This window comes from Bacillus sp. Bos-x628, assembly GCF_040500475.1.
Classification (GTDB): Bacteria; Bacillota; Bacilli; order Bacillales; family Bacillaceae; genus Bacillus; species Bacillus maqinnsis.
This window is the reverse complement of sequence record NZ_CP159358.1, coordinates 1,517,799-1,542,568: the sequence shown is the minus strand read 5'-3', so window position 1 is coordinate 1,542,568 and position 24,770 is coordinate 1,517,799. Positions and strand designations below refer to the sequence as shown.

Sequence of the window (24,770 nt, the reverse complement as noted above, 5' to 3'; positions counted from 1 at the left end):
GTAAGCAGATGAACAGCATATATTGTACGGTTCTATCAAGTGGAAGGCTCTATCAAGCTATTGCGTTTTTCTTATCGTTGAAGCAAGTGGAAGATCATGCTGTTATTAAAACGCTGTGTATGGATGATGCTGCATTTGATCTGCTTCATCTAATGAATTTCCCGCATGTGGAACTTGTTCATGTCCGTCAGCTTGAAACGCCCGAGCTTTTGAAGAAAAAGGAGGAGCGGAACGATTCGGAATATTGCTGGACATTGAAACCCATTTGGATTGAGTGGTTATTTGAACATGTCGGGGTAGATGCAGTCACGTATCTTGATGCAGACTTGTTCTTTTATGAGAGCCCGCAAGTGGTATTTCAGAATCAGCCAGATGCATCTATTCTTCTTTCGAGAGGAGAAATTGTCATTCCAAGCTTTGATCCGGAGGAAGTGAAGAGACTGCAAAAACTCCTCGGACGTTATAATTCAGGTTTCATCCATTTCAAGGGAGATAAAGCAGGACGCAAGTGTCTCAGTTGGTGGAAAAAAGAGTGTCTGAAAGAATGCAAAAATGCACCAGGAGAAGGGAAGTTTGGCGATCAAGGATACCTAGATCATATGCCAGCGCTGTTTGAAAGAGTGGAAGATATCGAAACAAAGGGCGTCAATATTGGACATTGGAATTATGGACAGCATTCATTTTACGAAAAAGATGGACGGATCTTGCTTGATGATGGACATCCGCTTATTTGCTATCATTTCAGTGGTTTTCGGATCGTCAGTCAGGATGACATGCAGCAAATCCATGAAAAAGGTAGAACTGATTTGCCGTTTTTTCAAAGATCTTATCGCGAGGTGCTTTGCCATGTCATTGCATCAGTGGAACAAGTTGACCCGTATTTTAATGGCTACGCCAAACTTGAGGGGGATGACGCATGAACGAAAAGCCAAAAGTCAGCGTCATTATTCCAAGCTATAATGCCAAAGAACGCTTAGAGGGGAGTTTGTATTCCTTAACGCTTCAGGAAACAGACGTTCCGTTTGAAGTCATTGTAGCTGATAATGGATCAACCGATGGCACGATGGAAATGCTCGAAAAAATAGAGCTGAATTACCCGTTTAAAAAAGTACGAATTCCTGTCAATCAAGGAATTGCAAAGGGACGAAATGATGCCATTCGAGAGGCTGAAGGAGATCTCCTCATTTTTCATGACAGTGATATGCTGGCCGAGCCGCAATTTATCCAAAAGCATGCAGAAGCACATGCTGAAAAAGAGCATTTAGTCATTTGCGGTGTGTGCTGGAAGCGAATCTATCGTTATTTTTATACAGCGTTTGATCAGGAGCATATCAAACAATTGAAAAATCAAGGTCTATATCACAGTCAAATGAAAGACAAAACCCCGCTTCTATCAATGGAAGAAGTGAAAAATGGCGTATTCTTGGAAAAAAGCTTCGATTTACAGTCTCCGTTTATTGATAATCTTAAAGAAATTTTGGAAACGTATGACTATGATCTAAGCTCTTATGAACTGCCTTGGCGCTTTTTTATTACGAATAACTCTTCTGTGAAACGAAAGCACGTTGTAGCACTAGGAATGTTTGATGAGAAGATTGTTCGTTACGGCTTTGAGGATTATGACTTAGGCATTCGTCTACATCAGCTTGGTTTATCATTTGAATTGCGAGAAGACATCATGAGTGTGCATCAAGAGCATCCGAGTAATTTGACTTCATTTGATGACATTAAATATAACATTTTGTATATGTGCGACAAATACAATCATATTGATGCAATTGATGTTCATCTGGCTTTCTCTAGCCCTTTTTCTCACACAATGACAAACGACATGGTCAAAGAGATTTGTCAGCTGCGTGAGAACTCGGCATTTGATGGGCTACTTTCATACTTTTTAGAGCTTCTCCATTTGATAACAGAGCGGAATGTAGGGATGAAGCGGGATTATCAGGATATGCTGTCTGCGGGACATTTTCCTTTCAAAAAGCTGGCCGAGGCGGCGCAGTTTGCAAGACAGGAATACGGCTGCATGGTCCTAGTTGAAGCCATACAAGGGTTAACAAAAGAGCTATTACACGCTGACTTGTTTGAAGCGGACGTGATGTAGATGGCGTCATATCACTTTACAACCATTGTATCGAATACACATGTATTTAAGCTGCTTGCGCTGATTCATTCGCTTGAACAAACGGCACATTCATTTAAGCTATCTGTCTTATGTGCAGATCCTTTAGCCTACAAGGTGCTGAGTCAGATTCCTCGTCCTCACGTTCAATACGAACAACTGCATAAAATTGAGGATGATGCGTTATTAAAGGCAAAAGAAGATCGAACGTTTCATGAGTATTGCTGGACATTAAAGCCTGCATTCCTGCTGAAAATTCTGGAGACATCTCAAGCAGATTATCTCGCTCATTTGGATACGGATTTGTATTTCTATCATAATCCAGAGGCTATTTTTGCAGAGAATCCACTGGCTCATTTATTTCTGACCGATCACATGAATTCCGAGCGGTTCTATCACTTTTATGAACTGTCCGGGAGGTTTAATACTGGGTTTGTGGGCTGCCGTAATACGGATATTGCCAAACAGGCTGTGACGCAGTGGAAAGATCAATGTATTGCGCACTGTACTGTTGAAATGGATAAGGAAAAAAAGAGATACGGAGATCAGCGCTATGTCGAAAGATGGGTCGACGATTTTGAGGGAGTGCATGTTGTACAATCTAAGGGAGCCAATGCAGCGATTTGGAATATTGAAAACTATCAACTCTCATTTGTTGATGGGGAAGTGTATCTCGACGAGAATCCGCTGCTTTTCTATCATTTCTCTGCTTTTACGATCATTGATGAAAAAACCTTTAATCTAAATTGGTATTACTATATGAAGGATCAAAAGCTGGTGGATTATGTTTATATCCCGTATGCCAATTTGGTTCATACAAAGATTGAACGTGTTCAGCAAATATTCCCGGATTTTCAACAAGGGTTTATTGCGAGGAAGCATGTTCCTGACACTCATTTTTATGAGGTGCACAAAAAACCGCTCATCTAGGTGAGCGGTTTTTTATATTATGATTCATTCCATTTAGAAAGCGTTTGATCACTAGGAAGCAATACGGCTAGGATGCCTAAAATCGGTAAAAAGGCAGCCCCAATCATCGTTGGTGTTAATCCAAAGGCGTCAATCAATGAGCCTAGTGCGACCGATCCAATGGCACCCATTCCAAAAGCCAGACCGACGGTTAAACCAGACATTGTGCCAATTTTCCCGGGAAATAGTTCTTGTGCATAAACCACTGTCACAGAGAAGCTTGACATTAGAATGAGTCCAATCAATCCAAGTAAGACATATGCAAGGACAGGTCCGGCAAAAGGTAATATCATTGCAGGTGGAAAACAGGCAAGTAATGAAGCCAAAATCACATTTCTTTTGCCAAATTTGTCTGCAAGCGGTCCGCCTAAAAAGGTCCCTACTGCACCGAGAATGAGAAATAAAAAGATATATGTCTGTGATTCTTTAATGGTGATACCATATTGTTCAATAGCATAAAAAGCATAGAAATTCGAGATGGCATTTCCATACCAAGAACGTGCAAAAATAAGAAAGACGATAATGCCAAGAGCCGTTAGTGCTGATTTTCGGTGAATATCAGGTCTTGCAGCCGCCGTTTTGACTTTCTTTGCTTGGGCTCTGATCGTTTGTAGTTTCTGAGCGTACCATCTCGAAATATAGAGAAGGAAACATACAGCAACCATTCCAACAATCGTGAACCAAGCGACCCCAGGTTGACCAAGCGGAACGAGCATTAATGCAGCAATCAGTGGTGCAAATGCTTGACCCGTATTACCACCCACTTGATAAATGGATTGGGCGAGTCCTCGCCTTGGACCAGCTGCCATGTTGGCAACACGGGAACCCTCTGGATGGAAGATGGCAGAGCCAAGTCCAATAAAGACAACGCATAGCAAAATGGTCGCAAAGGATGGAGCGAAAGCGAGACCGAATATACCGACAGCACTAGAGAATAAAGCAATAGGAAGTGCATAGGGCATAGGACGCTTATCTGTATACCAGCCAATGGCAGGCTGCATCACTGAGGAGACCATATTTAATGTAAAAGCAATGAGACCTAACTGTGTAAAGGTCAGCCCCATTGTGCGTTCTAAAATAGGAAACATTGCGGGAATAACGGCTTGCAATGTGTCGTTGAGCATATGGCAGATGCCAATAATTAATAAAATAGGATAAACCGTTGAGCCAGTTACGGCTTTATGTGGTGGTTGATTATTCGCACGAGCAGCAATAGCCAATGAGACTTCCTCCTTCCATTCAACTGTTTTTTTCCGCATTACTCTTATTTTATTCATAAGGTGAACTATGAAGCAATAGTAAATTTTTAAGATTAGCGCAATAAATCGGGGCGTATCACTGGCGATAGGTCCGTATTGGCAAGTCGATTGCTTTTCTTTCGGTGAAATGAACCGAGGAGTTGGTGAAAATAATGTTGCTCACCACTTGTTAGTCTACTTTGTCTTATAAGTCAATTTCATTCAAATACAGTGTCATATCAACAAAAAAGAGACCGGGAATATCCCGTGTCTCTTTCTAATTTGTTTGATTGAGGTGACTTTTTCGTCTTGCATAGGTGAAATAGACAACGACGCCAATGGCGACCCAAATGAGAAAGGCTTGCCATGTGACCCATGATAGCGTGGTGGCTAAGATGATACAAATGATTGCACTAACAATCGGAAGAATTGGCACAAAAGGCACTTTAAATGCGGCTTTTACGCTTGGGTGTTTCTTCCTTAAAACGATGATGGCAATTGAGATCACTGTAAAGGCTACAAGTGTACCGATGCTGACTAGGTTGGCGAGCGTCGATAAATTAACGAACCCAACAATGCAAGCGGCAACAGCACCTGTCAGCCAAGTGTTGGCAACTGGCGTTTTGGATTTAGTGTGCACCTTTGAGAACACTTTTGGCATCAGGCCATCTCTACTCATCGCAAAGGTTAAGCGGACCTGTGCATACACTAAGGCAATTAAAACAGTCGTAATCCCAATGATGGCACCAGCTGATATGATACCTGCTACGCTATTGAGACCAACAACTTGCAGGGCATAAGCGACAGGGTCATTGACATTCAGCTTCGTATAATGAACCATCCCTGTTAAAACAAATGAAACCCCAATGTATAAGACCGTACAGACACCTAAGGCACCAATGATACCGATTGGCATGGCTTTTTGCGGATTTTTGACCTCTTCCGATGCATTGGCGATAGCATCAAATCCAAGATAAGCAAAAAAGACAGTTGCTGCCCCAGCAATAACGCCGCTAAAGCCCATTGGCATAAATGGTGTCCAGTTTTCAGGTTTTACATAAGCGAAGCCCGAAACGATAAAGAGAAACACAATCGCAATTTTGATCAACACAATGATGTTGTTCAATTTGGTGCTTTCTTTCACACCTCTTGAGACAATAGAGGTAATGAATAAGATAATGAGTGCGCCTGGTAGGTTGAAGACAGCACCATCAGCGGCTCCAGGTGCGGCTGATAAAGCCTTCGGAATGTGTAGACCAAATCCACTCAGCAGTGATTGAAAATAGGAGGACCATCCGCTTGCAACAGCAGAGAGCGCTACAACATACTCAAGCATGAGGTCCCATCCCATTAAGAAGGCAAGAAATTCACCAAGTGTTGCATAAGAATACGTATAAACACTTCCTGATACAGGAATAGACGATGAGAATTCTGCATAGCAAAAAGCAGCAAGGGCGCATGCGATCGCAGCCAAAATAAAAGATATAATAATTGCAGGTCCAGCATCTTTTGCAGCAGCGACCCCCGTTATGACAAAGATACCAGTCCCGACCACACAGCCAATGCCAAGCAAAATAAGATCAAACGTATTCAAAGAACGACTTAGTTGTTTCGTTTGACTTTCTAGCATGAGCTGGTCGAGAGACTTTTTTCGAAATAAAGAACTCATGTTGACCTCCTAAGGAATAAATCTTTTCGTAAGACGAATGTTAGTATATGCGGAAACGGCAATTTAGTCAATTGGTTGAAAAACGCTTTAAATCACTAAAGTGTTAATTGACATCTGACCTTTTTCTGCTTTTACAATAAAACATCCGCTAGCTGATGCTAGGCGGATGTCGTCATAAAAGGCTCATGTCTGCTCTGAGAAAATCTTTGCATTGTACAGCACGCTAGGATGGGTCGGATAATGCTCTGATGAAGCAAGATGATGTTTTTTGGCCTGAGCTATATCCCCAAGCTGCCAATAGCAGTAACAAAGCTGAAGGTGAGGGTACCACGTTTTATATTGTGTGAGCGTAAAAGCTGTTTCATTTTCAGGAGCAGTTAGTGCCAGCTCATACCAAAAGATGGCAGCTTGAAGTTTGTTTTGTGTCTTTAAATAATCCCCAATCCTGCAGCAAAATTCAGGGCGCGGCTGATCAAATAAGAAGGAGCGCAATAAAGATGATAAGGCGGCTTCTTCATAACCGATGGCAAAATAGCAGTCAGCTAAGTACTGACATGCGCGTATCTCATCTTCAATCCAACACTGTTTTGTCGCTAAAAATTCATGATAAAAACGAATCGCTCGTACATGCTGCCCATTGTCTTTTAGTTCATTGGCAAAGTAAAAGAGGTCACGTGGCGTCATTTCCTCTTTTTTCTCCAGCATCTCTTCATAAATTCGGAGATTGCGTCCAGGCTCACCTGCTGTCGTTTTCTTTTGTTTTTGATGGGTGACTGCAATATCCGCAGGAAAAATGTTGCCATAGACTTGTAGAAATTCATGAACCGCCCCATACCACTGAAAGTTCATTGCCCGTTTTACGAGCCGGTTTCTTCTATATTTAAAATTCACCTGCCCGTTTTCATCAAATCCAACATGATAAAACATTGATACAGCATCCACTGCTGGATCAAGAGTCTGCTTGAGATGAAGGAGTTTTTTGCGGTCTTCTTCGAGTAACACATCGTCTGCATCTAGCCACAATATATAATCCTTTGTTGCATGTGAAAAAGCAAAATTACGCGCCTTCGCAAAGTGCTGCACCCATTCAAAGTCAATCACATGTGTTGTATATTTTTTTGCAATTTCCTTAGTTCGGTCCGTTGACCCAGTATCAACGATAATGATCTCATCTGCAATGTCTTGAACAGAGGAAAGGCAGTCGTCTAAGACCTCCTCTTCATTTTTTACAATCATACATAAGCTAATGGTTATCATCTTTAGATCACCTCTTCATAGTGTATCGACCATCAAAAGGAAACATTCTTTTCAGAGCGGGTTTTTTAAAACTAGTTTTCTTTTACACGCTGATTTAAAATAAAGGAAGAATATATGTTAGGGTTGATGAAAAATGAGTTTAATGAATATTGAAGGGTTATACAAAACTTATGGCGAAAAAACGCTGTTTGACCATATATCTTTTCATATAGAACCAAAGGAACGTATCGGATTAATTGGACCAAATGGAACAGGAAAATCTACACTGCTCAAGGTAATAGCAGGGCTTGAATCCTTTGAAGAAGGCGATATCACCAAAGCAGGTACATTAGATATCGAGTTTCTAGAGCAAGACCCAGAAATGAGCGGTGATCAAACCATTTTAGATTATATTTTTTCTGGGACTGCACCGCTGATTCAAACGATAAAGGCCTACGAACAGGCACTCGTCGATTTAGAGCAAGATCCGCAAAATGAAGCAAAACAAGAGGCACTGATGCGAATGCAACATCGAATGGACCAGGAAGATGCATGGGATGCGAACCTTTCGGCTAAGACGATTTTGACAAAGCTTGGTGTCAAGGATGTCAACCGATCTGTTCATACTCTATCAGGCGGGCAGAAAAAGAGGGCGGCAATTGCTAAAAATTTAATACAGCCGGCCGGATTGTTAATTTTAGATGAGCCGACCAACCATCTAGATAATGCAACAATTGAATGGTTAGAAGGATACTTAAGTCAGTATACAGGTGCCGTCATCCTTGTGACACATGATCGTTATTTTTTAAACAGAGTGGCCAATCGGATTTATGAATTAAATCAAGGTCAGCTTTATACGTATAAAGGGAATTATGAAGTCTTCCTAGAAAAGAGAGCGGAACGTGAAGCAGAGGCTCAGGTAAAAGAAACGAAACGCCAAAATCTGCTAAGACGAGAGCTTGCTTGGCTGAGAAGAGGAGCAAAAGCAAGAACGACGAAGCAAAAAGCACGCATCGGTAGAGTGGAAGAATTGAAGGACCAAAAAGGACCTGATGCAAAGGGAGAGCTTGATTTTGCTATTGGCTCACATCGCCTTGGAAAACAAGTCATTGAGGCAGAGGAGATCACCATTTCATTTGCTGGTCAGACGCTTGTTGACCGGTTTACGGATTTAGTCGTCCCAGGTGACCGGATTGGCATCATTGGACCGAATGGAGTAGGCAAGACAACCTTACTCAATTGTCTAGCTGGCAAAATAGAACCGACGTTAGGGAACTTGATCATCGGAAAAACAGTTCGTATCGGCTATTATACACAGGATTATAAAGAGATGAATGAAGAGCTGAAAATGATTGATTATATCAAAGAAACAGCTGAAATTGTGAAGACATCAGATGGTGCGATTGTGACAGCAGAGCAAATGCTAGAGCGGTTTTTATTCCCGCGCTCTATACAGCGGACCTTCATTCGAAAGCTTTCAGGCGGGGAACGTCGCAGGTTATATTTATTGAAGGTCTTGATGGAAGAGCCGAATGTTCTCTTTTTAGATGAGCCGACGAACGATCTTGATACAGAGACATTGAGTATTCTGGAGGATTATTTAGAGCAGTTCCCTGGCGTTGTCATGACGGTGTCGCATGACCGCTATTTCTTAGATCGAGTTGTGAATCGCTTGATTGTATTTGAAGGAAATGGCCGTATCATGCATTTCCAAGGGGCTTACAGCGAGTATATGAATCAGGAAAAGCAGAAGCAAACGGAAGCAAAGCCTGCTGAAAAACAATTGGAAGCCGCACCGAAAAAAAGAAAAAAACTCTCATATAAAGATCAGCTTGAATGGGATGGCATTGAAGACCGGATTCAGTCATTAGAGGACAAACATCAGAAACTTGAAGCAAGTATCGCCGAGGCAGGCAGTGATTTCGGGAAAATTCAGGAGCTGATGGATGAGCAAAAAGTCGTAGCCGAAGAATTAGAGCAAGCCATGGATCGCTGGACAGAACTGTCGCTCATGATTGAAGAATTAGAAAGTAAATGAAGACTACAGAGCTCAGATTGTTGACAAAGGGCTTAAATGGTTTTTCTTTTAGTCCTTTGTCATCTTTTCATTTCAGCCTTTGAAGTCTAGGAAGACCCGAGCAATTTATGCGGAGCGAGTGAAACATTCGTGAGCACGAGCGCTCGCAATCTGACAACGAATGCGAGGGTTTGTCTACACGCTGTAACTTGTAGAATAAATAGTGCTTTCTCTAAATCGAAATCATTCTTATTTATTTCGCGGGGAGCAGGGTGGAACATCAAGATTTCAAATTTAACGTTTACGTTAAGGTTATGAAAGTGTATAATAAATGATGAATTGATGAGCAGGAGGCACTGGCATGGAATGGATGAAAATTGATCAAGTAGCTAAAAGAAGCGGTCTGACGAAACGTACTATTCGATTCTATGAAGAAATTGGTTTATTATCAGCACCGAAGCGAACAGATGGCGGTGTCAGGCTTTACTCCGAAGACGACATGGAGGAATTGGAGAAAGTGATTCAAGCAAAGCAGGTATTGGGCTTTTCCTTACAGGAGCTTCAGGCGTTTATGGAAATCGGAAAACAGTTAGAGCTTAACAAGGAAGGCTATTTGCTGTCACTTGACCCGAAGGAACGACTAGAGAAGCTGTTAGATATTCAAGCACAATTAAATGAACAGCATCGTCTGATCACAGAAAAACTTGAAACATTTCAATCCTTTAAAAAGGATATCGAATCCATGAAAGAAAGAGCAGCTCATGCCATTGAGCAATTACAAAAATAAACACCTTTGCGTGTTTATTTTATTTTGTTATTCAACTGAAAGAAAGGTTCCGATGTGAAGAAGGAAGAAGTATTAAAACAGCGTACGAGTCTGCTTAGGCAGCCGAAAGCTGTTTGGGATGTTGCCTTTGCATGTGTGATTTCATTTATGGGATCGGCGCCTGTTGAACGTTCTATTGCATCTTCTTCCTACAGTGCGGTTTGTTTTATTGACGGCGCAATTGCTCCATGGATTGCAGGAGTGCTCGCTGAGACATACACAGTCAGCACGCCCTACTATGTTGGTGCAACTGTTGTTCTACTAGGAATGCTCATCTTGCTTCTTGGCAGAAAGCATTTGGCTCACATTCAAGCAGGTCATTAAATGGAAAAAAGCCTTAAATCTCATCAAAAGATATAAGGCTTCAGACTTGTTTTGTTGTTATAGTACTTTTGTGGTCCAAGATTCACAATTCCAAGTATCTGTTGCCACATCTCGATAAAATTCAGGTTCGTGGGAGATCAATAAGACGCTGCCTTTATATTCTTTTAAGGCGCGTTTTAACTCTTCTTTTGCATCGACATCCAGGTGATTTGTCGGCTCATCGAGTACAAGCACATTTGTTTCTTGGTTGATCAATTTGCATAGACGTACCTTTGCCTTCTCACCACCGCTTAATACGGACATACGGCTTTCAATATGTTTTGTTGTTAATCCACATTTTGCAAGTGCGGCTCTCACTTCATATTGTGTGTAGGAAGGGAATGTGCTCCATACCTCTTCAATACATGTATTGCTGTTTTGCTCCTTCACTTCTTGCTCGAAGTAGCCAATGTGCAGGAATTCACCGCGCTCCACTTCACCAGAAATAGGGGTGATCTCTCCTAAAAGGCTCCGTAACAACGTGGTTTTTCCGATACCGTTTGATCCGTATAAAGCAATTTTTTGTCCCCGTTCCATTTTCAGGTTCAGTGGACGGGAGAGCGGCTCATCATAACCAATTACTAAATCCTTCGTTTCAAAAATTAGCTTACTAGATGTACGTGCAGGTTGAAAGTGAAATTCTGGTTTTGGCTTTTCTGCGGCCAATTCAATCATGTCCATCTTATCCAGCTTTTTTTGACGAGACATGGCCATATTTCTTGTACTGACACGCGCTTTGTTTCGGGCGACAAAGTCCTTTAATTCAGCTACTTCTTGCTGTTGCCTTTTATAGGCTGCTTCAAGCTGCTGTTTTTTGACTTCATAGACTTGTTTGAATTGGTCATAATCACCGACATAGCGAGTCAACTCTTGGTTTTCGACATGATAAATTAAGTTAATGACACTATTTAAAAACGGAATGTCATGTGAAATGAGGATAAACGCATTCTCATATTCCTGTAAATAGCGCTTCAGCCATTCAATATGCTGCTCATCTAAATAGTTGGTCGGCTCATCGAGAAGGAGAATCTCTGGTTTTTCTAATAGTAGCTTGGCTAGAAGCACCTTCGTGCGCTGTCCACCGCTTAGCTCCGTCACATCACGATCTAATCCGAGGTCAGTTAATCCAAGTCCTCTCGCAATTTCTTCAACTTTAGAATCAATGATATAGAAATCATTGTTCGTGAGTGCATCTTGCATGATGCCAACTTCCTCTAACAGCTTCTCTAATTCATCAGGATCGGCTTCACCCATTTTGTCATAAATATCGTTCATATTGGCTTCCATGGCAAATAAATATTGAAATGCATCTTGGAGCACTTCGCGGATGGTTCTTCCTTTTTCGAGAACTGTATGCTGATCAAGATACCCGACACGAACATTTTTTGCCCATTCAACTTTTCCTGCATCAGGTTCTAGCTTGCCTGTAATAATATTCATAAACGTTGACTTTCCTTCACCGTTGGCGCCGATTAAACCGACATGTTCGCCCTTTAATAAACGGAAGGAGACTTCGTGGAAAATGGCTCTGTCGCCAAAGCCATGGCTTAAATCTTTAACAGATAATATCATTTTTTACACCTCAAATAGATTCAAAACGGCTAGTGCCTCTCATGATTATATCGAACTGTCCGGCTCGATAAAAGCATCAAAAGAAAAATTGCGTTTCAAAGCTCATTTTGAGATACTTAAGGATAGATTGAATGAGGATAAAGGAGATCGACATGACAGAAACTTGGGCATTTTTTAAAGAAGCAAAGCCATTTATTCAGGAGAACTTTGAAGCGGCCGGCTTCGAAAAACCAACAGCCATACAGGAGAAAACAGCAGAGTGGATGATGGAGAAACGTGATGTAATCGCAGAGTCGCCAACTGGGACAGGGAAGACACTTGCGTATGTTCTGCCGCTTTTAAATCACATTGATGTCAATATCAAACATCCACAAGTCTTAATCTTGGCCCCTTCAAGAGAGCTTGTCATGCAAATTTTTGACGTGGTGCAACAATTTAAACAAGGCTCAGACATTAAAGCCGTGTCACTGATTGGCGGTGCTAATATAAAAAAGCAGCAGGAAAAACTAAAAAAACGCCCGAACATCATTGTTGCAACACCAGGGCGTGTTCAAGAATTAATCAAAATCAAAAAACTGAAAATGCATGAAATCAAGACTATTGTTTTAGATGAAGCGGACCAGCTTCTTGTACCAGAGCATATAAAAACAATTCAATCAATTATTCAATCGACATTAAAAGAAAGACAAATTCTTTGTTTTTCTGCAACACTGAAAGAAGAAACCATTCAACTGATCAAAGAATTCTCTTCTCAGCCAAAGGTGCTGAAAATTGGCAGAAGCCAAGAGGAAGCGCAAAAGGTGAAGCATTATTATCTACTATGTGATCAGCGTGATAAAGTGAAATTACTGCAAAAATTATCACGACTTGAGGACATGCAAGCACTCGTGTTCGTCCGCGATATTACCAATTTAAGCATTTACGCAGAAAAATTAACGTATCATCATGTAGACCTTGGTGTGCTTCATAGTGAAGCCAAAAAGGCAGATCGTGCTGTCATTCTGAAAGCATTTGAACAGCGCGAATTCCCGCTTCTGCTCGCAACGGATATTGCCGCTAGAGGCATTGATATCGAAGACCTGCCGTACGTTATACATGCAGATCTCCCAAATGAAGAAGGATATATTCATCGATCAGGCAGAACAGGTCGTGCAGGGAAGGAAGGGGCTGTGATCAGTCTTGTCACACACCAAGAACAATCTAGGCTAAAAAAGATGGCGAAAAAGTTGAATTTCTCACTTGAGGAGATTGTGTATAAACAAGGACAACTGCAGCTAGCAACATATAAAAAAAGATAAAATAAGGACCCGCCAACAATCTGGGTCCTTTCTCTTTATGAAATTTTCACAAGCTGTTTTCCAACATTCTCGCCTTTGAATAGTCCAATGAAAGCATCAGGGATTCGATCAAATCCTTCGAGAATGGTTTCTTTATAAGTCAGTTTATCTTCTTTGACCCATTGAGCTAAATCCTTTGCCGCTTCTTCAAAACGATCTGCATAGTTGGCCACAATGAATCCTTGCATCAATGCACTTGTTTTAATGAGTTTTGTTTGCACACGTGGCCCGATATCCTCGCTTGCACTAATGTTGTAAGAGGAAATGGCACCACAGACTGGGATGCGTGCAAAACGATTCAAATGGTTCATCACCGCATCTGAAATGTTGCCACCCACATTGTCAAAGTATACATCTACACCGTTGGGACAAGCTTTTGCAATGGCTTCATCCATATCATCTGTTGTCTTATAGTTAATGGTTTCATCAAAGCCAAGCTCTTTTAAATAGGCGAGTTTATCATCAGATCCTGCGATCCCAACAACATGTGCGCCTTTGATTTTAGCGATCTGTCCTACAACTGAACCAACGGCACCTGCTGCTCCAGAAACGACAACAGTCTCGCCTTTTTTCGGCTGACCAATGGAAAGAAGTCCAAAATAGGCTGTTTGTCCAGGCATGCCTAAAATGCCTAAGTAATACGATATTGGAGCGATGGATGGATCGATTTTTGTAAGGGACTCGGCTTTTGCAGTTGAATATTCTTGCCAACCAAGGAATCCAAGAACGAAATCACCTTTTTTAAATAGAGGTGATTTAGATTCAACAATTTCTCCTACAACACCGCCTTGAATCACTTCATTCAGTTTAAACGGTGGTGTATATGATTTTGTATCCTGCATTCTTCCTCTCATATAAGGATCTACAGATACATATTTCGTTTTAATCAGTACTTCACCATCCTGTGGCACTGGGATATCGACTGTTTCAAAATGAAAAACATCTGTTGTTGGTAAACCTTTTGGGCGTTTAGCTAATTGAATTTGTTGCTGGTTGCTCATGACAAATCCTCCCTTTCACTTGCATCCTAAATTTACATTAACACGATGCTTCTTTTCATTCAAACCATATGACCTTTTCATGACGCGCACAAAAAAAGCAGTCACCATATAAAAAAATGGGACTACTTTTTTTGAAGAGAGACAGAGAGAAATGGTGGAAGAGAAGCAAACAGCTTATATACATCAGCATCACGTTCTTTCAAGAGATATTCATTTGCATTTTGCATGGAGGCTTTCATCATATCGCGCGTCACAAAAGGGAAAAGGATATTCAAGTATGATGACAACAAGTCTTGCGGATCTTGCTCAATCGATTCAATATCTCCAATGTTTATAATAATAGAGAATAGATAATCAATGGAGATGTGAAAGTGCTGCTCAGCAAACAGTGTAAGCGGCTGCGCACTTGTTTCTTCAGGATTCCACTTGTTAAAAAGCTGTTTCACCAAATCACTGACAACCCAAGCATTAAACTGCTGTTCAGCTGAAAAGTAATAAATCAGCTCCACCTCATTTCTAGCCTCCAGTATAAGAATTGTACAACAAATAAGTTGGATTGAACACAATAATTCAGAAAATTTAGTCGATTTTAAAGATTTTTTGTCAAAAATAAGTCGATAGACATAATGGGAATCACAAGTCATATGAATGTGCCGACGGAAGGTTTAACCATAAAAGTGACGGGTAAAAGATTTGTAAGACATGAAAGGAGGAAGATCAAATGAAACCTGTAGTAAGAGAATACTCTAATGATGAAGCACTTCAACGAGATATTGAGCAATTAAAAGAACTCGGAGTTGCAAGAGAGGACATTTATGTTCTGGCGCATGATGATGACAGAACAGAGCGTATTGCTGGGAACGCAGACGCCAATACCATTGGTTCAAAGGAAGTTGGACTGAAACACGCTGTTGGTCATATCTTCAGCAAGAAGGGTGACGAGCTTCGCAATAAAATTCATGAGATTGGTTTCTCTAAAGAAGAAGCAGAAACCTTTGAAGAACATTTAGATGAAGGGAAAGTCCTTCTATTTGTGACAGACCACGAAAAAGTGAAATCATGGGCATAAACCAAACGACATGAGAAAAGCCTCTTACAAAAGTAGTAAGAGGCTTTTTTGTGTGCAGACATTTATCATATATCCTCCTATTTAACTATGATAAGGAAATGACAAATGATTGGAATAAACAGTAAATCTTCTAATTGAAAATGTAGAAATATCAAAGTTTATAGGAATAAAAATAGAAAAACTAGTCAAAATATAATAGATTTACACTCGGGAAATAATTATAGTATATTTACTTTTTATAACAAAAACAGATAAAATTCGTGTGTAATTTAATAGATAAATTTCTTGGTTCTATTGGTTTATTGTGTCTTTTTATGTAGAATTAAGCGTTTTAAGGTCAAAAAACCACGAAAACTACCTGTATTTTCAATTAGAAAATCATTTTAATTTTTAGGAAATAATTTGTTGACAAAATAATCTAAAAACAATATATTTGGTTTTAATCAAGTGATTATGGAAGGAGTTGTTAATTGAGCCAGAGGGCACAAGGAGACATTTTTGTAAATGGCGGGAATGAGCGTATGGAGCTGAATGTCAATTGTTTAGGTTGGAAAAGCATTTTGAAAAGGCCCTGATCAGTATAAAAGAAAATGGTATTTTACTAGGGGCGCTTCTGTTTGTTGGCGGTTGGTTATACTCAATTAGCAGTCAACCATACAAACGACGGAGAATGGATCCTGAAGTGACATTTTCTTTGATTGCTTTTTGCATGGTGAATTTCAAAACCCGCTTAATTCCCTGTTCTTACTTGAGGGAGCAGAGGTCATATCAAATGTAAATTGAATGATGGGATTTGAAAAAGATGAGAGGGTTTGATATTCGCTAATACTTGCTTAGCTGAAAAGGAGGTGAACCCATATGAAAAAAAGAGTCAGAAAATCGAAACATCGCATGTTTCAATTAGTTGGTGAGGACTGACTTTGAAAAGGAGAGTAAACATGTGGGGTGCTTCTCTCCATTTCAAATGAATTTCCAAAATATTCATGTTCCATCTTACCATAGGTCGATTTGATTGAAAACCTTAAAAACAAGAAAAGAAAGAAAAGTATGGGGAGTGGTTCTATCAAGGGAATCTATCGTAAGAATCGTCATCTATGAACCAATTGAAAAGTTAACCTTTCTCATTTTAAGAGCGTGTATTCATGTGAAACGAAGGAGGTCCCTGTGATGAAAAAGGCTTTGTACCATGAAGACAGCCGTTTGTATTTAGAAAAGATGCGTGTTGCATTCAAAGAACACTATCAACAAAGAACGGACATGTGGTCCACTGATCCGTCATTGACAGATGCAGCCGAAATATCATTAAAAGCTTGGCGTTCAAGGGGAAAAGATGAACTTGCTTCTGTCTTAGATATTGGGTGCGGGAATGGCCGGGCACTTGAGCATTTAAATGGACTTTCAAAGTATGTTGGTATTGATCTTTATCAACATGAGGAGTGGGAGGTTCTGAAGAAAAAAGAAACGGTTCCAGTCCAATTTTTTCACGAAGACTTTATGTCATGGTCGCTCAATCAGGAAGGACAGACACTGTTTGATTTAATTTTGGATCATGGCTGTTTTCATCATCAACATCCGGATGATCATGAACGTTATTTAAAGCAGGTATTTGCTCTGCTTCGTGAAGGAGGCGTCTTTTCACTTGTTGTATGGGGAGAAGAGTGGAAAACAGGATTAATAGGAGAAGATGGTCGATTTCATTTTTCATTTTCAGATTCTCAGCTTGGAGAGAAAATTTGTAAATCAGGTCTTGAGCTTGTTTCCATTACACCATTGAAAGCAAAGGCCGGGTTAAGTCAACATCATGTTATTGCTGTGAAACTCTAGTACAAAGGAGGATTAGAGCAATGTTCGATGGAATGACTCTTGGTGCAGGTCCGAGGCGGGTTAAGTGCTTCTATCATTCTAATTGAAAAAAAGTATCGTGTACTGATCATAGATGATGGACGATCTCAGATGAAGCGCACCTATGTGACCAATGATTTAGGATTGGATGCATGAAGGACCAGAACTTCTAGCAAAAGGAAGAAAGCAACTAGAAGCTAGCGGATGTGCTCTTTTTAAGTACATTCAATTCAAGAATTGACAAATGGTGTGATACAGCATATGAAGCTCGATTTCTGCTCCTTTGTACTGGACAAGGACTTGGATTAAAAGGAGCCAAATCCTCTGGAATTCAAATGAAGAGCAAGAGCCTTTTACAAAAGAAAAGGTGCTGATTGATGGATCAAGCGGATTTATGTAGATGGCATTTGTACAGGCATTTCCTCCCAAGCAATGATTGCGGCTGGACATGGTGCTCAAGCTGCACTCAATCTCATTAGTGAGATAGAGGGAGTGCGTACACATATTCATCATTCAATTACTGTCCGTCAAAGGGGAATCTGAAGCAGTTATGAAGAGGGGGGAGAGAGATGAACAAGTTTATTGCTGAATTACAATCAATGATTCATCATTTTACATTTCATCAAAAAGACTATTTGCTCGTGGGACCAGTGACCTTGCCGATCTCTATTCAACATGAAGAAGTGCAGTTCAAATGGTACGCGTTTTCACCTGTTGATCAAGACGTAAAGCCGACGATTGAGACAATTGTACAGATGAGTACCACACAACAAACATTTTCCTCTTGCCTCTTATTTGGCGATTTTGATAATGAGGTGCCGCCACTTGTGCGAATTCATAGTGTTTGCCAAACAGGGGATGTATTTGGATCACTGAAATGTGATTGTGGACCACAGCTTGCTTTATCGCTGAAAAAGATAAAAGATTACGGCAAAGGAATGCTGGTTTATATGGCCAACCAAGAAGGGCGTTCCATCGGTCTTATGGCAAAAGCATTAACGTATAAATTGCAGGAAATGAAACTCGATACGTTTGAGGCCAATCGCCTCATCGGCTGTGGAGATGATGATCGACATTACGAGGAAGCAGCCGCCGTTTTACAATTTCTAAATCAAGGGAAACCATTGCACCTTTTGACAAACAATCCGGATAAAGTCGACTCGATTGCTGCTTACGGTCTTCATGTTTTACGGTTTGATCATACGGTAGAAGCATCTGAATATAATGAAGCTTATTTAAAGGCGAAGGTAGCCTCAGGACACATGGTTGATGAGAAGAAGTTAATTAATCAGTAGATGAGTTCAATTAAAGAAGGCGGGAGAAAAGCGTGAAACTCGATATCAATTGGATTAAAATCCCCAGTGGCTATGCAACGATTGGAAGTAATGAAGAAGATATGAAAAAGGCATCAGAGTATTGGAAGGACAAGCTCCTGAATCCAACATATGGCCGTGAGAAAAAATTTCAGAAATGGCTGTACAAAGAATTTCCATCATATCAGCCGTATATCAACGAATTTTTTATATCAGACACTGTTGTAACCAATGAACTGTATCAAAGCTATTGTGATGATACAGGTCAGACATATCCAGAGAGCTTGACGAACATTGAGCTAGGCGGGGGAAAAGATCATCCTGCTTGGGGCATGGACATTGATGAAGCATTTTTATTTTGTGAGTGGCTGAGCGGGAAGCTTGGATATGAGGTTTCGATACCTAGTGAGGAAGAGTGGGAGTATGCCGCCCGTGGAAATACGAGAAATCAATATCCGTGGGGAGACGAGTTCCATCCGTCTTATTGTAATACACATGAGGCAGGCATCGGAAAAACAACGCCTGTACGTCATTACGAAAAAGGCAGATCCCTTTTTGGACTTTATGATATGGGAGGTAATGTAGAGGAATGGGTAAATTCTACTTACCATGTATATGAAGGCGGTATTGAGGTAGTGGACGATTTAACAGAAACGCTTGGCAACGATTATTACATTCTGAAAGGCGGCTCCTTCGCAAGAGGTGGAGATTTATGCAGAGTGGCAAGAAGACATGGAAAACACCCTGATCCAGTTTTCCGTTTTACTGGTTTTCGTCTAATCACACGTGAAAAACAAAAAATTAAGGTGGGAGTGTAAAACTATGCATAGAGGACCAATTACGTCTGTTTTATCATCTCAACATGACCAAATTGTATACACTGGTGGATATGATCGCTGTATTTATAAATGGGACCGGACAACAGGTGAAGGGACTTTCATTGGCAGTCATGACCATATCATCAACTCCTTATCACTTTCTGAAAATGAAAAATATCTGGCTAGTGCTTCTTCAGACTACACCATCCAGCTTTATGATACAGCTACCGATAAATTGATTCGAACACTATATGGCCATGCTGATGATGTAGAAGCGGTCGCATTTGCAAAGCAGGATACCTTGCTTGTATCCGTATCGAGAGATAGAAGATGCTTAGTATGGGATATTGAAACGGGTGCTATTTTAAGGGAATTTCATGGACACAGTAAAGATGTGTTGGCCGTTTGGGTTCATGGTGATAAAGCCTATACAACAGGTGATGATGGCTATGTACTAGTATGGCTATATGAGACAGGGGAAATCGTTGGTGAAATTGGACCTTTTGATTATGAATTAGATACGATTAGCGGAAGCAATCAAAAAGAAGTTTTTGCTCTTGGCAGAGACGATGGCACAGTAATCATTTATGATGCTACAACCTTACAAGAGAAAAAAATCATAAAAGCACATTTACAGGGCGTTAAGCGTGTGAACTTTTCTCCGAGCGGCAATAATTTGCTAACAGCTGGTTATGACCATCTGATAAAGCTGTGGAACTATGAAACTGGTGAATTGATCCATACACTGTTGCCTCATAAATATCAATGGGAACGCTCACTAGTCTGGACTGAAGACGAGAAGGCAATATTAGGGGCGAGCTTTGGAAAAACATATTGTGAATGGTCAATTGCAGAAGGTAAAGTGATATCAGACGATCTTGAAATGGCCACACCGTCTATTAATGATATTGCGATTACTGAAGCTGGAGATATTATCACTGCATCAGATGACGGAAAATTCAGAAAAAATGGAATTGAAATTGCCAAATCAACAGGCGTACTGACAAATGGGGTGGCCGTCGCAAGGGACGGAAGCTATTACGCATGGGGGGATCATGCAAGTCAAGTGCATATTGTGCATGAACCCTTGCAACAAATGGTCTCTTTTGATCTCAACACAGGACCTGTAAACAGTGTGTATTTTCACGAGGAGGATCGACAATTCTACATTGGTACTTACGGTGGTTATGTCCATGTGATCTCAACAGAACACTTAAAGGAAATTGGTAGGGCAAAAGCACATGATTGTGCTGTAAAAGCGTTAAAAGTAGAGGGAGAGTATATTATCACAGCGGCAGTAGCAGGGACCATCTGTCTGCTAGATAAGAAGAGTTTATCATTAAAAGCGGAATATATAGGCGCAACAGAACTATTAAATGATGTGTTTATTGACAGTAAAAGAGATCGTATTGCTATTGTAAGCCGTGACAAAAATGTCAGACTGTTTGATTTGCATACAGGAAGAATATTAGCCCAGCACAATCAGCACCAATATTCCATTAAATCAGTCACTGTCACCGATTCTGGCTATATTGTGAGCGGTGATTATTGGGGATATATCGTTGTATGGAATCCAGATCTAGATTACAATTCCGGCCCAATCAGAATTGCGCAAAATGGGATTAGCGCCATCAGGCAATTGAAAAATGATGTGTATGCAAGCTCATATGACGGCGGTATTTATCATATTAGAGAAGATGGTACGCATACGGAAGTGTTACGCCTATTTGAACAATTTCCTAAAGAAGTGATCTCTCATTAAGAAAAAGTATTAAAGCGGGGGATTCTCATGATAAGTGTTTGCAAGGAACATATGAAAAAAGGCCTGACTGTACTCAATTGCCCGCATGTTCTCCTTATTAATAAATATGAATTGCGCAAATGCTGTTTCTGTAAACAACGAGCATCGTATAAACTATTCTATTCCTTACCTTACTATGATCGCTCTGAAAAGAAACGAATGGAAAAAATATAGCACATGAGAATAGAACTCCTTCATTCCCTGAAGGAGTTCTTTCCCTTTAAAGATAAGAAAGGAGTTTAAGATGAAAGACGATGTATTTTATATGAAATTAGCCATCGCTAATGCAAAGGCAATGAAAGGACAGACATCACCAAATCCGCTTGTTGGCGCAGTACTTGTTCAAAATGGTGACATTGTGGGGATTGGTGCCCACCTCAAAGCAGGTGGACCACATGCGGAAATTCATGCACTCCAAATGGCTGGAGAGAAGGCAAAGGGGGCTGACATGTATGTGACGCTTGAACCTTGTACTCACCACGGAAAAACAGGACCGTGTACAGAAGCCCTGATCAAGAGTGGTGTAAAACGTGTATTCATTGCGACTAAAGATCCGAACCCACTCGTTGCAGGAAAAGGGATCTCCCTTCTCAAGCAGGCAGGCATCGAAGTAGAAGAAGGATTGTGTAAAAAAGAAGCAGATCGATTGAATAAGCCTTTTTTTCATTTGATTCAATCTGACATTCCTTATGTCATACTGAAATCTGCTATATCAATAGATGGAAAAATAGCAACGGCTCAAAAAGAAAGTAAATGGATTACAGGAAAAGAAGCAAGAGAAGATGTGCAGCGTTTACGTCAAGAAGCAGATGCGGTAATAACGGGAGTAGAGACAATTATTCAAGATGATGCAAGTTTAATTGTAAAAGATAAATTAGTGGCCCAGCCAATCCGTGTCATTTTAGACTCAACATTAAGAATTCCACTTCAATCTAAATGCTTAACTGATCATATGGCGGAAACAATTATTTGTACGTCACGAACGTACGATGAAAAAAAATATCATCAGCTTGTGCAGAAAGGTTATCAGGTTTTTGTGACAAATGGGGTACACCGGACAGATTTATATGAAGTGTTAAAGATGCTCAAAGAACGCTCCATCATGTCGGTACTTGTAGAGGCAGGCGGCAGCGTTAGTGCATCGTTTCTAGAAGCATCACTGGTCAACGAAGCCGTCATCTTTATGGCACCTATATTGATTGGTGGAAAGGATGCACCTACTTTATTTGAAGGAGAGGGTGTGAAAAAGCTGAAAGAAGCGATCACTCCAGTTGAAATTGAATATAGTATGGTAGGTAAAGATCTGAAAATGACGATGAGATTTGATTAAATCACTGACCTTGTGTAATGTGCACAAGGTCTTTTCAATATTTTCAAATCAAAAGAAAAAATGTACATACACCTTTTTTCAAGGAGTTGAATACGATGGATGGGGGTGATTCTATGAAAAGATGTAGACGATGTGGAAATTCATATCCAACTCATTCGAAAGACCATTACCAAAAAAGAAGCTGGTACGATGCGTATAAGGATGATGGATGGGAATGTGATAGCTGTAAGAAAGGAAAAGCAGGCAAACAAGGAAAACCAGTGAAAAACCTTTGTTGTGGAAAAGATCCGTGTGTTTGTGTAATTCAAAGTCGATCAGGAAGCAGAGGACGAAGAGGTCCAGCGGGTCCAACGGGTCCGACTGGTCCAACGGGTCCAACAGGACCAGGAGTAGGAGCCACCGGCGCCACAGGGGCCACAGGAGCGACCGGAGCCACAGGGGCGGCCGGCGCAACAGGGGCCACAGGAGCCACCGGAGCGACAGGGGCAACCGGAGATCCCGGAGCCACAGGAGCCACCGGAGCGACCGGAGCAACAGGAGATCCCGGCGCAACAGGAGCAACAGGAGATCCCGGCGCAACAGGAGCAACAGGAGATCCCGGCGCAACAGGAGCAACAGGAGATCCCGGCGCAACAGGAGCAACAGGAGCCACCGGAGCGACCGGAGCAACAGGAGATCCCGGCGCAACAGGAGCAACAGGAGCCACAGGGGCCACAGGAGCAACCGGAGATCCCGGCGCAACAGGGGCCACAGGAGCAACAGGAGCCACAGGGGCCACAGGAGCCACCGGAGCCGCCGGAGCAACCGGAGCAACCGGAGCAACAGGAGCCACAGGGGCCACAGGAGCCACAGGAGCCACCGGAGCCGCCGGAGCCGCCGGAGCAACCGGAGCAACCGGAGCAACAGGAGATACCGGAGCGACTGGAGTCACCGGAGCGACCGGAGCGACCGGAGCAACCGGAGATCCCGGCGTAACAGGGGCCACAGGAGCAACCGGAGCCACAGGGGCCACAGGAGCCACCGGAGCCGCCGGAGCAACCGGAGCAACCGGAGCAACAGGAGATACCGGAGCGACTGGATTCACCGGAGCGACCGGAGCAACCGGAGTCACCGGAGCCACAGGAGCAACCGGAGCAACCGGAGATCCCGGCGTAACAGGGGCCACAGGAGCAACCGGAGCCACAGGGGCCACAGGAGCCACCGGAGCAACCGGAGCCACAGGGGCCACAGGAGCCACAGGGGCCACAGGAGCCACCGGAGTCGCCGGAGCCACAGGAGCAACCGGAGCAACCGGAGCCACAGGGGCCACAGGAGCCACAGGGGCCACAGGAGCCACCGGAGTCGCCGGAGCCACAGGAGCAACCGGAGCGACCGGAGTCACTGGAGCGACCGGAGCAACCGGAGCGACCGGAGTCACTGGAGTCACCGGAGCAACAGGAGTCACCGGAGCAACCGGAGTCACCGGAGCAACAGGAATCACCGGAGCAACAGGAATCACCGGAGCAACCGGAGTCACCGGAGCAACAGGAATCACCGGAGCAACAGGAATCACCGGAGCAACCGGAGATACCGGAGCGACCGGAGTCACTGGAGTCACCGGAGCGACTGGAGTCACCGGAGCAACCGGAGTCACCGGAGCAACAGGAATCACCGGAGCAACCGGAGTAACAGGACCAACAGGCGTTACAGGAGCGAGTGCGATTATTCCGTTTGCATCAGGTTTACCTGTTGTTTTAACAACGATTGCAGGTGGTCTAGTTGGGACATCTAGTTTGGTTGGCTTTGGTAACTCTGCAACAGGTGTGACCATTCTAGGTGGTATCATTGATTTAACTGGTGCAGCCGGCACTCTATTAAATATGGCATTCTCTGTACCAAGGGATGGGACCATTACTTCATTTGCCGGATACTTTAGTACAACGGCAGCATTGGCTTTAGTCGGCACGAGTATTACGATCACAGCTAGCTTATTTGCTTCACCGACACCGAATAACAGTTTTACTCAAGTAGCGAGTGTCACGTTGGCACCGCCATTAACTGGGATTTTAACTCTTGGTGCCATTTCAAACGGTATTGCAACTGGTCTGAATGTGCCAGTTACAGCAGAAACAAGATTACTTGTTGTATTCTCTGCGACAGCGACAGGTGTATCCTTGATCAATACTGTAGCAGGTTATGCAAGTGCTGGTTTATCCATCACGTAATAGAAACAGAAGGGTGGCTCTATAAGAGTCATCCTTTTTT

Annotated in this window: 19 protein-coding genes and 1 pseudogene; 14 read left to right on the top strand and 6 right to left on the bottom strand. The window is 42.1% G+C overall.

Annotation, left to right across the window (positions count from 1 at the left end; genetic code table 11):
• Positions 1–8 precede the first annotated feature (8 nt).
• From ABVJ71_RS08055 to ABVJ71_RS08045, 3 genes are read left to right on the top strand one after another with little or no spacing between them, the layout of a single operon-like run.
• A complete protein-coding gene (locus tag ABVJ71_RS08055; RefSeq protein ID WP_353856409.1) occupies positions 9–920 on the top strand; it encodes a hypothetical protein in 912 nt (303 codons plus the stop codon).
• On the top strand, positions 917–2,107 hold the full coding sequence (locus ABVJ71_RS08050; RefSeq protein ID WP_353856408.1) for a glycosyltransferase family 2 protein: 1,191 nt from the start codon (positions 917–919) through the stop codon (positions 2,105–2,107). The genes ABVJ71_RS08055 and ABVJ71_RS08050 overlap by 4 nt, the downstream gene beginning before the upstream one ends.
• A complete protein-coding gene (locus ABVJ71_RS08045; protein ID WP_353856407.1) occupies positions 2,108–3,055 on the top strand; it encodes a putative nucleotide-diphospho-sugar transferase in 948 nt (315 codons plus the stop codon).
• Between the two features lie 17 nt (positions 3,056–3,072).
• On the opposite strand, the gene ABVJ71_RS08040 is transcribed toward ABVJ71_RS08045, so the two are convergent.
• From ABVJ71_RS08040 to ABVJ71_RS08030, 3 genes are all read right to left on the bottom strand, one after another.
• A complete protein-coding gene (locus ABVJ71_RS08040) occupies positions 3,073–4,314 on the bottom strand; it encodes an MFS transporter (protein WP_353856406.1) in 1,242 nt (413 codons plus the stop codon).
• A 295-nt stretch (positions 4,315–4,609) separates the two neighbouring features.
• Positions 4,610–6,001 carry an amino acid permease gene (locus tag ABVJ71_RS08035; protein ID WP_353856405.1) on the bottom strand — a complete coding sequence of 464 codons (1,392 nt, stop codon included), beginning with the start codon at positions 5,999–6,001 and terminating at the stop codon, positions 4,610–4,612.
• Positions 6,002–6,184: 183 nt separating this feature from the next.
• Entirely contained in the window at positions 6,185–7,258 is a 1,074-nt protein-coding gene (locus tag ABVJ71_RS08030; protein ID WP_353856404.1) for a glycosyltransferase family 2 protein, read from the bottom strand.
• Between the two features lie 133 nt (positions 7,259–7,391).
• Between ABVJ71_RS08030 and ABVJ71_RS08025 the strand changes: the two genes are divergently transcribed.
• From ABVJ71_RS08025 to ABVJ71_RS08015, 3 genes and pseudogenes are all read left to right on the top strand, one after another.
• Positions 7,392–9,275, top strand: coding sequence for an ABC-F family ATP-binding cassette domain-containing protein (locus tag ABVJ71_RS08025; protein WP_353856403.1), 1,884 nt, complete (start codon positions 7,392–7,394; stop codon positions 9,273–9,275).
• 340 nt (positions 9,276–9,615) lie between these two features.
• On the top strand, positions 9,616–10,041 hold the full coding sequence (locus tag ABVJ71_RS08020; protein WP_353856402.1) for a MerR family transcriptional regulator: 426 nt from the start codon (positions 9,616–9,618) through the stop codon (positions 10,039–10,041).
• Between the two features lie 141 nt (positions 10,042–10,182).
• Positions 10,183–10,404, top strand: a pseudogene (locus ABVJ71_RS08015) (MFS transporter); the annotation flags it as partial.
• A 57-nt stretch (positions 10,405–10,461) separates the two neighbouring features.
• Here the strand turns inward: ABVJ71_RS08015 and ABVJ71_RS08010 are convergent.
• The gene (locus ABVJ71_RS08010; RefSeq protein ID WP_353856401.1) at positions 10,462–12,015 is read right to left on the bottom strand and encodes an ABC-F family ATP-binding cassette domain-containing protein; all 1,554 of its coding nucleotides are present in this window, start codon (positions 12,013–12,015) and stop codon (positions 10,462–10,464) included.
• A 152-nt stretch (positions 12,016–12,167) separates the two neighbouring features.
• On the opposite strand from ABVJ71_RS08010, the gene ABVJ71_RS08005 reads away from it, so the two are divergent.
• Positions 12,168–13,313 carry a DEAD/DEAH box helicase gene (locus ABVJ71_RS08005; protein WP_353856400.1) on the top strand — a complete coding sequence of 382 codons (1,146 nt, stop codon included), beginning with the start codon at positions 12,168–12,170 and terminating at the stop codon, positions 13,311–13,313.
• A gap of 35 nt (positions 13,314–13,348) precedes the next feature.
• Here the strand turns inward: ABVJ71_RS08005 and ABVJ71_RS08000 are convergent, their stop codons facing one another.
• Together ABVJ71_RS08000 and ABVJ71_RS07995 are read right to left on the bottom strand one after the other, a co-directional pair.
• Positions 13,349–14,353 carry an NADP-dependent oxidoreductase gene (locus ABVJ71_RS08000; RefSeq protein WP_353856399.1) on the bottom strand — a complete coding sequence of 335 codons (1,005 nt, stop codon included), beginning with the start codon at positions 14,351–14,353 and terminating at the stop codon, positions 13,349–13,351.
• A 122-nt stretch (positions 14,354–14,475) separates the two neighbouring features.
• Positions 14,476–14,853: a YfmB family protein gene (locus ABVJ71_RS07995; RefSeq protein ID WP_353856610.1), complete on the bottom strand. Its 378-nt coding sequence runs from the start codon at positions 14,851–14,853 to the stop codon at positions 14,476–14,478.
• 221 nt (positions 14,854–15,074) lie between these two features.
• Between ABVJ71_RS07995 and ABVJ71_RS07990 the strand changes: the two genes are divergently transcribed.
• From ABVJ71_RS07990 to ABVJ71_RS07960, 7 genes are all read left to right on the top strand, one after another.
• Positions 15,075–15,422 (top strand): general stress protein, encoded by a 348-nt coding sequence (locus tag ABVJ71_RS07990; protein ID WP_353856398.1) that lies wholly within the window; start codon positions 15,075–15,077, stop codon positions 15,420–15,422.
• Between the two features lie 1,167 nt (positions 15,423–16,589).
• Positions 16,590–17,246, top strand: coding sequence for a methyltransferase domain-containing protein (locus ABVJ71_RS07985; protein WP_353856397.1), 657 nt, complete (start codon positions 16,590–16,592; stop codon positions 17,244–17,246).
• A 587-nt stretch (positions 17,247–17,833) separates the two neighbouring features.
• Entirely contained in the window at positions 17,834–18,559 is a 726-nt protein-coding gene (locus ABVJ71_RS07980) for a GTP cyclohydrolase II (protein WP_353856396.1), read from the top strand.
• A 32-nt stretch (positions 18,560–18,591) separates the two neighbouring features.
• A complete protein-coding gene (locus tag ABVJ71_RS07975; RefSeq protein WP_353856395.1) occupies positions 18,592–19,395 on the top strand; it encodes an SUMF1/EgtB/PvdO family nonheme iron enzyme in 804 nt (267 codons plus the stop codon).
• 4 nt (positions 19,396–19,399) lie between these two features.
• Positions 19,400–21,157, top strand: a complete 1,758-nt coding sequence (locus tag ABVJ71_RS07970; RefSeq protein WP_353856394.1) for a WD40 repeat domain-containing protein — start codon at positions 19,400–19,402, stop codon at positions 21,155–21,157.
• 283 nt (positions 21,158–21,440) lie between these two features.
• On the top strand, positions 21,441–22,526 hold the full coding sequence (gene ribD, locus ABVJ71_RS07965; RefSeq protein WP_353856393.1) for a bifunctional diaminohydroxyphosphoribosylaminopyrimidine deaminase/5-amino-6-(5-phosphoribosylamino)uracil reductase RibD: 1,086 nt from the start codon (positions 21,441–21,443) through the stop codon (positions 22,524–22,526).
• Positions 22,527–22,639: 113 nt separating this feature from the next.
• A complete protein-coding gene (locus tag ABVJ71_RS07960; RefSeq protein ID WP_353856392.1) occupies positions 22,640–24,730 on the top strand; it encodes an exosporium glycoprotein BclB-related protein in 2,091 nt (696 codons plus the stop codon).
• Positions 24,731–24,770: the final 40 nt, after the last annotated feature.